At 39.7% G+C, this 17,182-nt stretch carries 14 protein-coding genes, 1 pseudogene and 1 riboswitch; of the genes and pseudogenes, 7 read left to right on the top strand and 8 right to left on the bottom strand.

Annotated elements, in window-relative coordinates:
• Positions 1-30: 30 nt before the first annotated feature.
• Together M3221_RS16965 and M3221_RS16960 are read right to left on the bottom strand one after the other, a co-directional pair.
• Positions 31-1,152: an ABC transporter permease gene (locus M3221_RS16965; RefSeq protein WP_251272913.1), complete on the bottom strand. Its 1,122-nt coding sequence runs from the start codon at positions 1,150-1,152 to the stop codon at positions 31-33.
• Positions 1,152-1,853: an ABC transporter ATP-binding protein gene (locus M3221_RS16960; RefSeq protein WP_251272912.1), complete on the bottom strand. Its 702-nt coding sequence runs from the start codon at positions 1,851-1,853 to the stop codon at positions 1,152-1,154. The genes M3221_RS16965 and M3221_RS16960 overlap by 1 nt, the downstream gene beginning before the upstream one ends.
• A gap of 160 nt (positions 1,854-2,013) precedes the next feature.
• Here M3221_RS16960 and M3221_RS16955 point away from each other — a divergent pair, with 160 nt between their 5' ends.
• From M3221_RS16955 to M3221_RS16945, 3 genes and pseudogenes are all read left to right on the top strand, one after another.
• Positions 2,014-2,619, top strand: a complete 606-nt coding sequence (locus M3221_RS16955; RefSeq protein WP_251272911.1) for a TetR/AcrR family transcriptional regulator C-terminal domain-containing protein — start codon at positions 2,014-2,016, stop codon at positions 2,617-2,619.
• A 386-nt stretch (positions 2,620-3,005) separates the two neighbouring features.
• Positions 3,006-4,696 (top strand): annotated as a pseudogene (locus M3221_RS16950) (alpha-keto acid decarboxylase family protein).
• A 246-nt stretch (positions 4,697-4,942) separates the two neighbouring features.
• Complete coding sequence (locus M3221_RS16945; RefSeq protein WP_251272910.1) at positions 4,943-6,094, top strand: RNA-guided endonuclease InsQ/TnpB family protein; 1,152 nt, start codon at positions 4,943-4,945, stop codon at positions 6,092-6,094.
• 601 nt (positions 6,095-6,695) lie between these two features.
• On the opposite strand, the gene M3221_RS16940 is transcribed toward M3221_RS16945, so the two are convergent.
• The gene (locus tag M3221_RS16940) at positions 6,696-8,060 is read right to left on the bottom strand and encodes an amino acid permease (RefSeq protein ID WP_251272909.1); all 1,365 of its coding nucleotides are present in this window, start codon (positions 8,058-8,060) and stop codon (positions 6,696-6,698) included.
• Between the two features lie 163 nt (positions 8,061-8,223).
• Positions 8,224-8,306, bottom strand: a riboswitch (glycine riboswitch).
• A 383-nt stretch (positions 8,307-8,689) separates the two neighbouring features.
• Entirely contained in the window at positions 8,690-9,037 is a 348-nt protein-coding gene (locus M3221_RS16935; protein ID WP_251272908.1) for a hypothetical protein, read from the bottom strand.
• Between the two features lie 330 nt (positions 9,038-9,367).
• On the opposite strand from M3221_RS16935, the gene M3221_RS16930 reads away from it, so the two are divergent.
• Both M3221_RS16930 and M3221_RS16925 read left to right on the top strand, forming a co-directional pair.
• Positions 9,368-9,727: a YxiJ family protein gene (locus tag M3221_RS16930; protein ID WP_251272907.1), complete on the top strand. Its 360-nt coding sequence runs from the start codon at positions 9,368-9,370 to the stop codon at positions 9,725-9,727.
• 248 nt (positions 9,728-9,975) lie between these two features.
• Positions 9,976-10,368 (top strand): hypothetical protein, encoded by a 393-nt coding sequence (locus M3221_RS16925; protein ID WP_251272906.1) that lies wholly within the window; start codon positions 9,976-9,978, stop codon positions 10,366-10,368.
• A gap of 625 nt (positions 10,369-10,993) precedes the next feature.
• Here M3221_RS16925 and M3221_RS16920 read toward each other — a convergent pair.
• The 3 genes from M3221_RS16920 to M3221_RS16910 all read right to left on the bottom strand — a co-directional run bounded on the left by M3221_RS16920 (position 10,994) and on the right by M3221_RS16910 (position 14,924).
• Complete coding sequence (locus tag M3221_RS16920; RefSeq protein ID WP_251272905.1) at positions 10,994-12,154, bottom strand: MFS transporter; 1,161 nt, start codon at positions 12,152-12,154, stop codon at positions 10,994-10,996.
• Positions 12,155-12,376: 222 nt separating this feature from the next.
• Positions 12,377-14,626: a transglycosylase domain-containing protein gene (locus M3221_RS16915; protein ID WP_251272975.1), complete on the bottom strand. Its 2,250-nt coding sequence runs from the start codon at positions 14,624-14,626 to the stop codon at positions 12,377-12,379.
• A 160-nt stretch (positions 14,627-14,786) separates the two neighbouring features.
• Entirely contained in the window at positions 14,787-14,924 is a 138-nt protein-coding gene (locus M3221_RS16910) for a hypothetical protein (RefSeq protein ID WP_251272904.1), read from the bottom strand.
• A 289-nt stretch (positions 14,925-15,213) separates the two neighbouring features.
• Between M3221_RS16910 and sda the strand changes: the two genes are divergently transcribed.
• Positions 15,214-15,357 carry a sporulation histidine kinase inhibitor Sda gene (sda, locus tag M3221_RS16905; protein WP_251272903.1) on the top strand — a complete coding sequence of 48 codons (144 nt, stop codon included), beginning with the start codon at positions 15,214-15,216 and terminating at the stop codon, positions 15,355-15,357.
• A gap of 182 nt (positions 15,358-15,539) precedes the next feature.
• Positions 15,540-16,379, top strand: coding sequence for a tyrosine-type recombinase/integrase (locus M3221_RS16900; RefSeq protein ID WP_251272902.1), 840 nt, complete (start codon positions 15,540-15,542; stop codon positions 16,377-16,379).
• A gap of 81 nt (positions 16,380-16,460) precedes the next feature.
• On the opposite strand, the gene M3221_RS16895 is transcribed toward M3221_RS16900, so the two are convergent.
• Complete coding sequence (locus tag M3221_RS16895; RefSeq protein ID WP_251272901.1) at positions 16,461-16,871, bottom strand: hypothetical protein; 411 nt, start codon at positions 16,869-16,871, stop codon at positions 16,461-16,463.
• Positions 16,872-17,182: the final 311 nt, after the last annotated feature.

Genomic DNA, 17,182 nt, shown 5'->3' with positions numbered 1-17,182 from the left:
CCCTGGCTTCCCTGCTTTTATTAACACCTATTAAACAGGCCGCTCTTTTCGAAGCACCCGCATATTCAGAAAAACGAAGACAACAATGAACCCAGCAAGGACGATCAAATCGATTCCTGTTGTATCCATTCCTGCGCCTCGTGTCATAATGTTTTGCAGGGCGTGAGCCGCATACGTAAGCGGCATTAAGCGGTTAATGACCTCTACCCAGACGGGTGCATCAGATAAATCAAAAATTCCGCTGAAGAAGATCTGTGGTACGATTGCAAGTGGAATAAACTGAATAAGCTGAAACTCGGATTTTGCAAAGCTTGACAGCAGCAGGCCGAGCGACAAAGCGACGCTCGCAGTCAGTAAGTTCACAAGCAGCAGCAAACTGTAGCTTCCGGACTGGGTCACATCCAATACATTCACCATAAACAACTGAATCAGCAGCGTTTGAATGACGACAAACAGGAAAAAGCCGATGAAATATCCCCATACGATACTCGACCTCTTTAATGGTGTCGCGAATGTTCTCTCCAGTGTGCCCGATGAGCGCTCACGGAGAAAGCTTACCCCTGAAATAATGAACACAAACAAAAAGATAAAAAACCCCATTAAAGCGGGGGCCGTTTGATCAAAGAGCCCTGCATCTTCGTCGCCGTGTAAAAAATCAATTTGCGGCTTTCCAACAGCCGTAGGTGCGGACTCAGCCGGCACATTCGCTTCCTGGCCGAGCTGAACCTGCAGCTGCTTGATTTGTTCGAGCAGCTGCTTGTTTACCGTCTGCCCCTGCTCAACGGATTGTTTGGTTAAAGCAGATTGAATTACCTGGAGCGCCTGCGCATTTTTGGACACGTCGCCTCCTTCGATTAAAATATGAGGTGTTTCGTTTTCTAGATAAACAAGCGCATCGATTTCCAGCTCTTTCATCGCTTCTTCCGCTGCTTCGCGTGACGCATACGAGCGGGCAGGCGTTTCTTCTTTTAATATTTGTTCGAAAGACGCCGGCAGGCCAAATGTGCCGATCGTAACATTGTCTGAACTTGACCCTAAAATGGTAAACAATAAATAAAGAACAAACAAGGGAGCCAAAAACATCATCGCCATCGTCCGTTTATCTTTGAATACCTGGGCAACGACACGTTCTGCGACCACGAGTGCCTGCATTACACCCCCTCCTTTTGAATAAATACATTTTCAATCGACCCGAAGCGATTGGTCAGTTCCTGCGGAGTGCCTGCGTCAATCAGCCGTCCATCTTGGATAAGCAACAGACGGTCACATCTTTCTGCTTCATCCATAATGTGGGTCGTGACTAAAATCGTCACTCCCCTGGAGCGAAGTGCTTCAAACTCTTCCCAAAACGTTCGCTTCAACTTCGGATCAATCCCCACAGTTGGCTCATCGAGCAGCAAAATCTGCGGTTCATGAATGAGTGCAATAGCCAGACTCAGCCGGCGCTTCATCCCTCCTGAAAAAGAATGGATAGGCCGATCAGCATCTCTCGCCAAGTCCACAAAATGCAGAACATATTCCATTCGCTCTGCCAGCTTTTTCTTCCGGAGTCCATATAATTTACCGAAATACTTCAAGTTTCCTTTAGGAGTTAAATCGTCATACAAAGCATCCGATTGTGCCATATACCCAATCTGCTTCGATACCTTAAGGGTGGGCTGCTGTTCATTGAATACATGAACCGTTCCTTTCGTCGGAACCTGCATGCCAATCAGCGATTTAATTAACGTTGTTTTCCCCGAGCCGCTTGGTCCAATCAGCCCCACCATTTCTCCCCTCTCAATGGAAAAATCCACTTCTTTTAGAACATCCTTTTTTCCAAATGACTGAGAGTAGCCTCGAACCACAATCATCGTGATCCCCTCCTTTTATACAACAATTGTTGTATAAGAATCGCTATGTATTCTATCTTTATTATTAAGACTCTGTTTTAAATAATCAATTTGCAAAACAATCGATCTGTTGTTTATCGAACAAAAAAGACAAAATTGTCGTTTAAAAGGAGGGAGAAGAATGAAAAAAGTGGATTTGCGTGTTCGCCGTACACTTCAATCCATTGAAAAAGCATTTTTGGAGCTGTTAGCGAAAAAGCAATTTCAAGACATTACAATTCAAGATATTGCCGATGCCGCCATGATCAACCGAGCTACTTTTTATTCTCATTATGCCGATAAGTATGAGCTGCTTGACCGATTGATTGACGAGCGGTTAGCGGCTCTTCGAGACCACTTTTCTCCGCCAAGGCATGTACATGACGGAACCTTGTACCAGAAGCAATTTTTATTTGTAATAGAGTCTGTTTTTACCGCTGTTGGGCAAAATGCTGATTTTTTTACAACACTGCTGGCTCAAGAAGGTGAAGGCAATGTTAAGGAGCGTTTTGCTCAAACAGCAAACACTCTTTTTACGGAGCAGTTCCATGTTTTATTCGGATCAAATGCCGTTCATCTCGTTCCAAAAGAGATTTTTTTGCCATTTTTAATCTCGGCCGTCACCGGAACGATATTTTGGTGGATTTCAGCAGAGCAGCCCTACTCACCGGAAGAAATGGCAAAGTACTTGATTCAAATTGTGACAAAGGGGCCGGCTGCTGTGATGGGGCTTTCTATTGAGCAATAGACCCAGATGAACCTTTTACTTTTAGGTAAAAAAATTCCTGCATACCTAAAAAGAGACAAGCCTTTCGATTCGGAAAGGCTTGTCTCTTGGAAACACTTCATTTTTAATCATTTCACTTCTTCAGAAGAGCAGCTTTGCCGCAGGCTCACTTTCTCTCTGCTATTGGTAATTGGATTGCTGGCAGTCGGTAAGTAATCGACCCTATAAATCACTGCGCATTCATGGCACACTAGGCTGCCTAACCCCTGTGTAGTTTAGAAAAATGCCCTTAAAAACTGCATGATTTAGTGTTAACAATCCAGCTTTCTTTAGCTGAGTTAAGGGATTAGCTCAAAAGTGAGGGGGGTATAGAAGAATGAACGATTAAACGATAGGGAGTGTTTGTATTGCCTCATTCAACACATACATCATTTCAGAGTGGAACACATGAAGAAAATAGAACACTCGGCCAATATTTGTTCGACTGCTTAAAGGAAGAAGGAATTGACGAGATTTTTGGGGTGCCGGGAGACTATAATTTCTCCTTGCTGGATACGCTTGAGAAATATGAAGGGATTCAATTTATTAATGGAAGAAACGAGCTGAATGCGGGATATGCGGCTGACGGCTACGCCCGGATAAAAGGGATGGCTGCACTGATCACTACTTTTGGTGTTGGGGAGCTGAGCGCGTGCAATGCCGTCGCCGGTGCCTATAGTGAAAGTGTACCGATCATACATATCGTGGGTTCTCCCAAATCGACTGAACAGCAGGAGAAAAAACTGCTGCACCACACTTTAATGGATGGGGACTACGACGTGTTTCGGAAAGTATATGAAAATATCACGCGATCCTGACGCCGGAAAATGCGCAGATGGAAATTCCGGCCGCCATCCGTATCGCTAAACAACAAAAAAAGCCTGTGTATTTAGTTGTGGCCATTGACCTTGTGACGAAACCGATTGCACTGCATGAAAGCCAGAAGATGGAACAGCCAAAAACAAATAAACACTCATTACAGGAGGCTGTTTCTGCTGTTGAACTAATGCTGGAACAGGCGCAAAGTGCGGTCATGCTCGTTGACATGAAAACACTGCGTTACGGTTTGCAAGATTCCATCCAATACCTGGCCGAACAAATGAATATACCGGTCGCCTCATTGATGCAGGGAAAAAGCGGGTTTGATGAAAGCCATCCACAATATATTGGCATGTACGGCGGGGCCTTCGGGAGTGAAGAAGTGCGCGATATTGTGGAGGGGGCTGACTGCCTCATCATGGTGGGACACATCCAATCGGATGTTAATATGTCAAAATATACAGCAAAACTAAACCCTCTTAAAACGATAGATATTCAGCCTGAATCCGTTCAAGTGGGTGAAGCCCATTATTCAAATATCATGGCTGAGGACATACTGAGCGTGCTGCCGACCATTGGGTACCGCCAAAAGCAAGAATTTACAAAGCCAAGTTTTCCGTATGATCTGGCCAGCGGTGATCCAGACGAACCGATTGCCGCGTCATTCTATTATCCTCGAATCCAGCAGATGCTGAAGGAAAAGGATATTGTAGTTGTGGAAACAGGTACGCTCGCGTATGGCATGGCACAAATGAAACTGCCTAAAGGCGCGACCTATATTGCCCAGGGCGGGTGGCAAAGCATTGGATATGCGACGCCTGCTGCATTTGGGGCCTGTATAGCAGCAAAGAACCAGCGGGTTCTGCTTTTTACCGGTGACGGCTCCTTACAGCTGACTGTACAGGAAATTAGTTCGATGCTTGAGAATGGATGCACTCCGATCATTTTTGTTCTCAACAACAAAGGATATACGATTGAGAAATATTTAAATGTGAAAACCGAAAATCAGCAGTACAATCAAATTCCAAATTGGAAGTATACAAAACTGGTAGAGGTTTTTGGGCATGAGGCTTTCACGATGGAAGTCCGGACGAACGGCGAACTTGATCAAGCCATCAAGGAGGCACAAAACGCAAATAAACTTTGCATCATTGAAATGATCGCAGCGGAGACAATGGATGCACCCGCTTATCTTGACAATATGCATACGTATTTAGAGAAGCAAGAGCAGCAGAACTAAAACTGCTCTTTCGTTTCGGAAACCGTGCCGGCTTCCCCAAAATATAAGACTTGAATCCTTCATAAAAAAATGGCAGCTACGGAAAGTAGCTGCTTTTTATCGCATTAACGGCCAGAAGACTCCTTCAAATTGCTCCGCAATTAGTGGGAGATGAATGGCCGCTTTTTTGTGTTTGCTGCTTAGTAGTTGAAACGTATGTTTCCTTTTTGGTATACTGTATTTGTTAAATAATGGAGGTGAATCGAGATGATGTTGAATTACCGGTTCGAAATTTTTCCGACTGAAGAACAAAAAAGCACGCTTCACTCATGGGTCAACCTCTGCCGCCAGCAGTATAATTCCGCTCTTCTCGATAAACAAAGAGCCTACCAAAAGAATAAGAAAAACCTGGCTAAATCTGATCTCAGTACCCTGTTAACACTATCCAAGAAGCATCATCCATACCTTAAAAAAGTGCCTTCTCAGCCCCTTCAGGAAACACTGGACAGGCTGGGAAAAGCGTTTGATCAATTCTTCAAAAAAGAAGCCGGCTACCCTAAGATAAAAAAACATAAAGACTACCACTCGATTACATTTACACAGTTTGGCCTGAGTAAACAAAAAGATAAAAAAGGAAAAGTTCATACTGTCCGGCGGGCCGTTTCCTTCGGAAAAGGAGGAAAGCTCCTCATTTCTAAACTGGGCTTAGTGGATATCCGCCTCCACCGGAAACTGGATGGCAAAGTCAAACAGGTGATCATTAAGCGCCAAAACGAGCACTGGTTTGCTATTTTCTGTGTCGAAAGACAGGCAGACCCGCCGCAGGTTATCCATCAATCCTCTAAAACAGCCGGCGTTGATGTCGGCATCAAGAAATTTGCCGTTCTGTCGAACGGCGAAGAGATTCCAAACCCACGCTTTCTCCGTAAGGAGGAGAAAAAGCTCAAGCGTGCCCAGAAGAAACTTTCAAGAAAGAAAAAAGGCTCCTCACACTGGCAAAAACAAGTGGCTAGGCTACAGAAGCTTCATGCCAGGGTAGCGAACCAGCGGAAGGATTTCCTGCATAAAACAGCGTTCCGCCTGGCAAACACCTACAGTGTCGTTTGTGTAGAGGATTTGAACATCCGTAATCTGGTGAAAAACCGGAAAGTGTCCAAATCGATTCATGATGCTGGATGGGGAATGTTCCGCCAGTTTCTGGCGTACAAATGCGAGCGCAATGGCGGCCAGCTGGTCAAAGTGAAGCCGCATTTCACCACCCAGGACTGCTCGGGCTGCGGAAAAAGGGTAAAAAAATCCCTTTCTATCCGAACGCATGCCTGTCCGGACTGCGGTCTTGTGCTGGACCGCGACCATAATGCTGCCTTAAACATTGAAAAAGCTGGGCTGGTACAGATAGGACTCAGTCCGGCAATATAATTCCTTTACAACTGTAGGTCGAGGTCCCGCCCGAACAGTATAAAACAACGCCTGTGGAGATGATGTAAGACCCTGTTCGGAAGAACAGGGCAGATATCGATGAAGCAGGAAAATCAATGAAGTCAGAGTATGTTTTTTCATGTCTCTGGCAGAGATGCTCCATCAAATTGCGCAGCAATTAGTTGGAGAGGTTCACCGTTATTTCCTCTTTCCTTTTGGATCATAAACCGAAGAATCCTGCAACCTGTCCATGTATGTAATGTTTGTATAGGCTTCATTCCTTGTCCAAGTCTTAAACGCCCCATTTTGAAGCGAAATGAAACAAACAGCCAGCCGCCGGTTGCGTACCGGCAGCTGGCTGCTTAAAAGGTGTTTTGCATTTCCGTATCAAAATAAAGAAATGGAGCTTTTTCGTTACTTCATTAAAATGCCCTATTGTTGAGGAAGGAATGATTAGTGAACTGCTCCTGTACTTCATACAAATACGTTTTGATTTATTCCTGCTTCTCAGTATAGTGCTCCACAACATATGGTAAGGCACAGATCTCCGCTCCATGAACGCATTCACATAAGGGAGACAGGCATCCATTCATGGTTAATGTTATGCGGATATTTTGGTGCTTTCCTTCTTTTTCTTTCTACTCCAATACAAAACAAATAATAGAATAAACCATAAAGGAGTCATCAGTAAGGCCGGACGTGTTTCTTCGGCAATCAGCATAATAATAAGGATCATCGCGAACAATGCTAAAACAAGGTAATTCACAAATGGTGCGAATGGTGCTTTAAATGTTGATTTGGCCTGTAAGAGCGGTTGTGTTTTCTTATACCGTAAATGGCAAATGAGAATGACACTCCAAACCCAAATAAAGCAAATAGCGCTTATGGTTGTTACGATTCCAAAAGCTTGTTCCGGGATCAGTTTGCTTAAAAGAGCTCCCGCTGATACAACAAGTGTGGAGATCCATAACGCGTTACTTGGTACATGATTTTTATTTAGTTTGGCCAAATGTGCTGGACCCTGGTCCTGATTGCTTAAATTATAAAGGATCCGGCTCGTTGAAAACATTCCGCTGTTGCAAGCAGAAGCAGCTGAAGTTAACACGACAAAATTAATAATTCCCGCGGCAACAGGAATCCCGACTAAACTAAACGTTTTAACAAACGGGCTTTCCGCTGCATTTAGCTCCGTCCATGGGTTAATACATAACAGGACGATCAGTGCGCCCACATAGAAAAAGAGAATTCTTAAAGGAATTTTATTAATAGCCGATGGAATATTTTTTTGCGGATTAGATGTTTCCGCTGCCGATACACCGACTAATTCCACACCGACATAAGCAAATACAACCATTTGGAATGACAGCAAGAAACCTGACATTCCGTTTGGAAACCATCCTCCGTGTTCCCACAGATTTTGAACTGTAACGGTTCCTGCATCCGTCTGGAATCCCATCACGAGCAAGATAACCCCTATGCCAATTAATGCAAGAATCGTAATAACCTTTATTAAAGCAAACCAAAATTCCAACTCTCCAAAAAGCTTTACCGTTAATAGATTGAGTCCTAATAAAATGATTAAGCAGATAACCGCTGGTATCCATTGCGGGATATCAAACCAATATTGTATATATACACCAACAGCAATTACATCAGCCATCGCCGTCATAATCCAGCAAAACCAATAGGTCCATCCCGTAACAAACGATGCCCAAGGTCCAAGATAGTCTTCAGCAATGTCTGTTAAGGATTGATATCCTCCTTTTGATAACAGAAGTTCCCCCAGCGCCCTCATCACGAAAAAAAGCGCAATACCGACGATTAAATAAGCAAAGATGATAGAGGGACCCGCCATTTGTATCGCTTTACCGGACCCTAAAAATAATCCGGTACCAATCGTTCCGCCAATGGCAATCAGCTGAACATGCCGATTGGATAAATCTCTCTTTAATTCTTGTTGTGCCACATGTAACGCCTCCTTAAAAACAATAAAATCTTTAATGTGAAACAATGAGCAATAGAGTAAAACCTATAAAAAAAAGAGATTGGATGTCCTCCAATCTCATGGTCATAAGAATAACAAATAATATTTGCCACGCTGACAATGATCCGCATGACAAATAAATATTCAGTACTCTTCTGTCCTTTTGCCTGAGATTGTGAACCCTTCGGCGCCGTGGAATTCATCCGCGGTCTCTCCAGAAGCTGCTCCTGCTATAGTGTGATCCATAGCAATCATAGCCTGCTATTTATTCAATTTTTAAATAGGTATAACTATTTTCGAATAGTTTCTAATTTTAGTAGCAGTTAAACGTTTTGTCAATAACAAAAGTTTATTTTATTTGTTTATCTTTCCAGAAAGTGCGTGATTTCTTATCCATTCACTCTATTTGATTCCCACTTATAAATCAATGCGGCCGCCAAAGTTTACCTGCTCTTTTAAGGTTTCCCTCCGTCTCGCTCCTTTTTGGATAACCAAAGAAGGACACTAAACCGTATACGAATGCTTGCGTTTATTCAGTGTCCCTCATACGGGTGAGAAAACGAAATAGTAACCTCTTAAAATCCTTTATTACTCTTTATGTAAGAAAAACATTATTCCTTTTCTATACTAATAAATAGATTATTGTTTAAGGAGGTGGCACTGATGACCGTCCCTTGCTTTTCATAGTAGGTTGTTGCTCCAAAGCGCATTTCCTGGTTCCATCCCCAAAGTCTAATGATGATTGTGTAATAGAATGGAAGGCCATATGACTCAGATGCAGGACCCCAGCTGTATTCGGCATATCTCTCTTTCATATCCTGCTTTGTTAATTCAGCGCTTCTGGGTACAGGAAAGCTCGTCTTTACTTCGGAACCATGAAAAGACAGTAAAAGACCCGCCGCTAGAAATACTAGTATAGTACTAAATAAAAACTTCTTTTTATGCCTTACTACCAACATTTTTCTCTTTCCACCTCATTCACTTCACTTTGATGCATGACGATTTTCACTCCCTGTGTGAAGGCACCTCTCTGATTTCAGCTTTTTCATTACCAATCACCCACACATTGACTCCGAACATTACCATTATACCCAAATATGTCTTTGTTTTGGAAATCTTATTGGTGATATCTTTCATAGCCGAAAATACCCCTGGTCTTTAAAAATTTTTTCACTTTTTAGTGATAATGATTTTGAGTTATGCTGTTATTCATCACTTTATTTTTTTCAGGAAAGCTGATTTTAGAACATTTCATTTACTATCCTCAACATCAATCTGGAGTGTATAAAATGAAAAGAGAAGAAATACAAAAACTTAAAGAAATGTATAAGTCTACGCTGACTTTTGGTTTCCCTTATGAGGATATCTTGAAAATGGAGAAGGAATTTGAAAATCAAAATCCAGAAATAGAAAACTTCATAGAAGACTTTAATGATTTTTGTCTGCTGGTAGCTGGAAGCTACACTTACGTTCTTTCCAATAAAAGAATTCCTAAATCTCAACGTAAAAATGTAGAGAAGAGTTTTTTCTCTCAATATCCACAGTATCACTTTATCCAATCCGCGCTTTGCCAGTATGCCGACTTAAACCGAGAATTCCAAAGCTTCGAAAGGGCAAGAGTGCTGCTCGTTAAAATCATCGATTCATAAACATAATTTTTTATATAAAGGAGGGTATCTCTTGTGATGAAGATATATATCACGAAGGAAGGTTTGATTCAGAAGAAGAATATATCCTGTGCGATGACATTCAAGACGTTTCAAAACTATATATTGGACCTGCAGAATATAATCACTATGATGAAGAAACCCTCCAGTTTTTAAATAACTTTATTTGCTCACAGGGACTATTTCCTGTTTTTCTTACACTTGAACCGTACGAGGATACAGTAGAAAACATGGAGCATCTGTTCCAAGAAAAGGATATTTCATATTCGTTAAGATATGAAGGTTTAAAAAAGAAAAGCTTCCCCGTTTTCAAAATGGTCATCAAAGATCCTCCTTCACTGACGTTTGTTTTAGAAGAAACCTTTTGGATGGCTGCTTCTAATCAATTTTTTGCGCTTTCCTTCTCTGACAATGTGACTTATCAATTAGCGGTAAGAAAGGGCTTGTTCCGGAATAAGAAGCCTTATATGTTGCCCAGCTTTCAAATGAGGGATGCCTCTACTGTGATCAAAATTTGGCATGATGAACGGGGATTTAATCTTTATACAAATGATAGGCGCTATTCAATCATTAAAATGCTGACCAATCATTTGCCAAAAGGAACAATAGTAGAAAACCATTAGCAAAAGAAGAGAAACTTTCGCTTTACTGCTTAGTAGAAACAAAAACTGATAGCGTTCTAACCAACTGTTTAGGTCAACTGTAATCTAATTCAAGGCTAATACTACTTGTCTGTATGGACGTACTGTTGATGAGAGATGGATGAAAGAAACTTCTTAGGCCAAATACTTACAGAAACCTTTATGGTATTATTATCCAAAAAGGGGTTTTATTATGAATTTTCTAGAACAGTTCCTTCCGCTTCTTGTATCGCTACTCATTACTACCGTTACTATCATTGTTCCTATCGCTATTATTGTTTGGTTTCTTCTAAAAATACTTAAGAATCAAAAAGAACAATTGACTCTCTTGAAAGATATTTTGAAGAAACTAGACACTGAAAAGAAAACTAATGTTTAATCTATTTACTCAGTATTTTCGGTCAATTACTGCTTAAACTAAAAGTAGCATTTCTTACTCGTATAGACGAAATGTTAAGTAACAGGTTGAGTTGTTTTGCTTTTAATGTTTTAGGAACTGTTAAGCGATAATATTGATATTCCATCAAAAGAACAAATAAAGGAGCAAGTACACTCCTTTATTTGTTCTTTCTTTAACTAACGCACCCTATAGTTTAAGTACAATTCTTCACATTATAATTTTTCTCTTTTTTGTTTCTTGGACCTTTTGGTTACTAAGGACAAAACTAATAATTGCTGCAATGCTACAAACATATGGCAGGAAAGGATAACCCCAATTAGATATGACATAACCACCAATGATTGAACCAATGGTAATACCAATATACAAAGCCGTATTATTCCACGCCATAACAATTCCTCGTTCCTTGGGATATTCGACTGTTAATCGTGCTTGGTATGATGTAAATCCTGCATACCCAACCAAAGCCCATATGAACAGAAAGAAATAAATCCAATCCCCAGATGAGAAGAATATTCCTAAACAAACGAGTATAAGGGTTAATAAAATTAGCGTAGCTTTAGAAATCTTCTTTTCTCCAAACCTGTCTGTGAATTGTCCACTTATAAGACTTCCTAAAACAGCACCAATACCATAAAAAGTAACAGCTAATGCGATTTCTGATGATGTGAATCTATTTTCGGAATAAAGAGCCGCACCTAAGTAAACATAAAGAGCATACATTGAAATCGCCCAAAGAGTGGTAACACTTACCGAACCAAGTATTCTCAACAGATTTCCTTCTAATAAATTTCTTGTTACATTCCTTCCAGGAACATATTTCCACGTTTTGAAATTTACTATTACCAATAAAGTCCCTATAATAGCCATTACAACAAATACTGAACGCCAACCAAGAAAATGCTCTAGTAACGTACCGATTGGTGCTCCTGCCCAAAGAGCTGTTAAATGTCCTGAAACAACAATAGAAAGCCAAGTGCCTCTCCGATTTGATGGTGCAATATCCCCGATAATGGCATAAATCAAAGGAGTGACTGCAGCAACCGACAAACCAGCTAAAATACGACTAATGATTAACCAGGTAAAAGAAGGTGAAAAAGCAGTTAAGATATTAGAGAAGGAAAATAACAACAACCCAAATGTAATAAAAATCCCTCTTCCGTTTTTATCTGAAGCCCAACCAAAGAAAGGTGCTGCAATAGCATATGTTACAGCAAAAACAGTTACCATCCATCCTGTCATCGCTGAACTAACACTATACGCTTCCGAAATGAACGGTAGTAACGGAGATACTAGAAATAAATCTGTCCCCATTAGAAACAAAGTTATCCAACCAACACTTAAACTGACTCTCCCTTGCAAGCCCATTACACCCCCATTTACAGTTGTTATTATATGTATATTTTTTAGAGTCGTAATTGTTCAAGTAAGCTGCTCCGTTTGTTCAATAAGAAAAGGAGATGCCTCAGCTACCTCCGTTGTTAATTTAAAGCACCCATTAGTTGAATAACCGCGCCTTTTATCCCTATTATTTCCAGATACTTTTGTATCAGCAGGAACATCGTTTAACAACAGGCACCTACACATTTTCTATTCCTGCTTTTTCTCTTCTTCCTGTTTTTTCTCTTCTTCCTGCTTTTTCTCTTCTTCTTGTTTTTTCTCTTCTTCCTGCTTTTTCTCTTCTTCTTGTTTTTTCTCTTCTTCCTGCTTTTTCTCTTCTTCTTGTTTTTTCTCTTCTTGTTTTTTCTCTTCTTGTTTTTTCTCTTCTTCTTGTTTTTTCTCTTCTTGTTTTTTCTCTTCTTCCTGCTTTTTCTCTTCTTCTTGTTTTTTCTCTTCTTCCTGCTTTTTCTCTTCTTCCTGCTTTTTCTCTTCTTCCTGCTTTTTCTCTTCTTCCTGCTCTTTCTCTTCTTCCTGCTTTTTCTCTTCTTTCGACAGCTGTTTTTCTAGTGAAGCTAAATCAAATTCCTTTTGGGTAAATTCAGAACTAGACTCCGAGAAAATTTCTTTGAAAACTTTTGTGACAGTAGAGCCGCTGGATTCTAATAAATAGTGACTTTCATCTGTTTGATCATAGCCCATCCAAACTGCCCCAACAATTTCTGGAGTATACCCGACAAACCAATGATCTTTTGATCCTCCTTCATTAGCAAAAGGGAGCTCTGTTGTTCCTGTTTTACCGGCTACTTCCCAGCCTTTCACTTGAGCCAGCGTCCCTGTCCCTTCTTCAACAACACCTTTAAGCATAAAGGTGATCTTCTGAGCAACAGCAGGATCCGTGACTTTTACAGCATTACTGTTCCATTTTCCAATGATTTCACCATCTGCATCTTCAACTTTTTGAATAGAGTGTGCTTCTACCCTTACGCCTTGATTAGGGAATGCGGAAAATGCTTGAGCCATTAATAATGGTGATACCCCTTCGCTCATTCCTCCCAGTGCTAATCCCGGGTTATAATCCTCTTCCTTTAACTTAATACCGAAACGCTCAACTGCATTCGTACCGTACTTCAATCCCATTCTCTGTAATAACCATACGGGCGGAACATTATATGAATGAATCAAAGCTTCATACATTGAAACTTCTCCACGAAATTGCTTGTCATAGTTCAGTGGCTGATAACCGTCAATATTAATAGGTGAATCTTGTAATTTATCATATATTTCGTACCCTTGTTCTAGAGCAGGAGTATATACAGCTAGCGGTTTCATTGTAGATCCGGGTTGTCGTTTTAGTTGAGTTGCACGGTTAAACCCTCTAAATGTATGTTCCCCTCTGCCTCCAACAAGTGCATTAATGCCACCTGTGGAAGGGTTGATGAATATGGCTCCACTTTGAATTAACTGGTCTGGCTGCCCTTCAGGAAAAATCTCATCATTCTTGTAAACCTGTTCAACTGCATTTTGCATTGTAGGATTTAATTCCGTATAAATATGAAGTCCGCCCGAAAGAACTTCATTTTCTGTAAGGTCATATTTTTTTATCGCTTCCTCAATAATATGATCTACATAATAAGGGTATTTGCCTTTATAATCATCAATCTTTTTGCCCTCTAACACTATGGCCTGTTCCTTTGCCTTATCCAGATCAATTTGACTGATATATCCTTCTTTTTTCATTAATGCTAATACAAGATCTCTCCGCTCCACGGAATTGTCCCAATCTTTAAGTGGAGACAGGGCAGAAGGTGCTTTAATCAATCCTGCGAGCATAGCTGACTCACCTAACGTTAATTCGCTTACATCTTTGCCGAAGTACGTTTGGGCAGCACGTTGAACGCCCCAAGCTCCTTCCCCAAAATAAATCTGATTTAAGTACCGCTCCATAATTTCATCTTTAGAATAGGTTTGTTCAATTTTTTTGGTTAAAATCAGTTCTTTAACTTTTCGTTTATATGTACGTTCGTGTGTTAAAAAAGCATTTTTTGCTAGCTGCTGTGTTATGGTACTTCCACCCGCCACAATTTCACCGTGTGTTATGTTTGAAGTCAATGCCCGAACGATTCCTATAAAATTAATTCCTTCATGCTTGTAAAACCGCTGGTCTTCTGTTGCAATCACAGCGTGGATCAGTTCCTCTGGAATCTGTTTTATACTAACTCCTTCAATATTAGAAATGGCTATCTTACTAGCAACCTCTCCATTTTGATCATAAATAATAGTTGGCTGTGGTGCTGGATCTTCCAGTTTGCTCACATCGCTCGTCCAAATTAAAATATTAAATATAAGAAAACAGCATAAGACTGCTATTAAACCCGCTGCTAAAATCTTTACTTTCATCTTTTTATTTTTAAAATCACCCCAAATCCTCTTGGTTAATTCTTGTTGTTTCCTTCTTTCCATTCTTCCCAAGCTTTATTCCCACCTTCTAGTCTGATGATGTTTAACTACTTGCTGCATAAAGGTTATTGTTAAATGCGAATGATATGTAGTCAATAGGAAATAAGTAATCTACTTTGTTCCCAATGTATGTAAATGATTTAAGTTGTTATGCTTTTTATGTTTAGGTTTTTTCCAAACGATGATATTTGTATTTCAGCAAAAGAAAAAAAGAACCAGTTATGGTCCTTTGCTTTATTCCTTCTTCAACTAAATATGTTGTATTCGCAAACTTTGTTTTAGTTTGTTTTTCATTACTCATACTTGCTGCTCCATGACTTCTATTGCTTCTAATAAAGAGATTATATCGGCATGTATCATTTTCTTAATTTTTTTATTTTCACATCTGAGTTAATCCTCATATAGATAACGAATTTCATTTATAAAGATCAGTTCTTCTTCTCCCATATGTGTTGTCTCCCTCGCTGTTATTCAGCCCCCTTGCTCCCCGATACCCAGAAGGAGATCCGTTAAAACGTTTAAAAAATGTAATTTAAAAAGCTTTTTTTAACCGTTTTTAACAGTAAACTGTTTTAGGGGTAGGAGGGCACATGAGAAATTCACATCTATCAGACGATCAATTACTCGAAGCATATAACCAAGCAATAAAATTGAACTTAGATAAAGAATTCAGCAATATGCTTGAGGAAGAAATAGAGCGAAGAAAGCTTTTTAACAATGCAAAAACTCCCTGACTTTTAAAAGTCAGGGAGTTTTACTTTCATACAACATAATTGCTTTTATGTTGTATGAAAGTAAATTTTTGTTTATTGTTATTAAACTAAACTGCACCGATAGTTGAATAGTCTCTTCCGTTTCAATTTCTATAGTCAAGTCAATAATTCCTTTGAAAGAAATTTTAAGGGGGAGATGTATTTTGTTATTATCACAAGCATGGGAAACGTATGAATCGGATAAGCGAATACAAGGGTTCTCGCCACAAACATTAAAAGCATATCAACTTCAAGTTACCTTGCTTATTCGTCATTTGGGAGATATAGAAATCAATTCACTTACAACGGAACAACTAAAAGAATATTTATCTGAATCTAGCAAAACATTAAAACCATCATCATTAGCTCACCGTGTTCGTTCAATAAAATCGCTTCTTCGCTGGTCATATGAGGAAGGATATATCAGTATAAACCCTGCAGCTAAGATTAAAGAGCCAAAGGTAGGGAAACGAATTCCAAAGTTTTTAACAGAAAGGGAGATTGAACATCTTCGTGAAGTCTGTTATACACCTTTGGAAAAAAGTCTATTTGAGTTCATGTTTTCAACAGGTTGTAGGATTGGGGAGATCGTAACACTTGATAAGAATAACATAAATTGGTCTAACCATTCTGCCATAGTTAGGGGTAAAGGTGACAAGGAAAGAGAAGTTTATTTTAATATTCGATGCGATATTTGGCTTAAACGATATATAGAAAGTCGGAACGATAATGATGAAGCGATCTTTGTAACAGAAAGGCATCCTCATCGAATGAGCAAAGCACAAATGAGATATATCATTAAACGTATATCCAAACGAGCAGGTATTGACAAAGAAATCTATCCCCATCAACTGAGACACAGCTATGCAACTCATTTGTTAAATAATGGCGCCCCCATTGAAGTGATACAAAGCTTAATGGGGCATGAGAAAAGTGAAACAACTCGAATATATGCTGAGTTAAGTGGTCAACTTAGGAAGGAATTTTATCAGAAGTATTTCTAATAAACCAATAAGAGCAACGAGGTTCAAATAACCATCGTTGCTCCATTAAACTCTTGCCCCCGTTACTTTAAGAGGAAAACTTTACTTTTCAATTCTCACTAACGTTTTTTCAGGTATTTCAATCTGGTCAATATCGAAATTATTAATTTGTAAGGTTATTTCACCCTCTCGCTTTTCGTCTTCTTCGCCTACCCAACAACTATACAGCTCAAAATAATCGCTCTGTTTAAGATAACCATCCATTCTTTCACATAGTTCCAGTAGCTTATTTTTCGATTCTGCACACGTTTTTTGATTCATATATTCCGTAATCTCAATTCCCCAATGACTTGATACTTCGTAAACATAGGGAGTAGTAAACTGATATTTCTTTACATCTTGTAAGTTTTCCTCACCCGCAAAACATCCTCCAATATATAAAGACTCATCTGAATATTCATCATCGGTAATCGGTAATTCTATATTGCAGCCAATATAACTAGCTAAACTCATTTCCACTCACCTCTTTTTAATCCTTATTTAACTATTCTGCCCGTTCGTATTATAAGGTCAGCCAGTTTTAAACTGTACCCTATAGAGTAGACACTAAAAAAGTCTGCCTTATGGGGTACTTTTATATATAATGAATCAAAATGGGGAAATCGGAGAATAAACAAATGCCAAAAAAGTTCTTTAATGAAATGGAAATGAAAAAACTATCCAATAATCCTTATGTCAAGTCTATAAGTTCAAAGAGTATTACGTACACGGATGAGTTTAAAAGGATTTTTATAGCTGAAAATGAGAATGGAAAATTACCAAGA

This window comes from Domibacillus indicus (genome assembly GCF_023715895.1).
Lineage (GTDB): Bacteria > Bacillota > Bacilli > Bacillales > Domibacillaceae > Domibacillus > Domibacillus indicus_A.
This window is presented reverse-complemented; position numbering and strand designations above follow the sequence as displayed.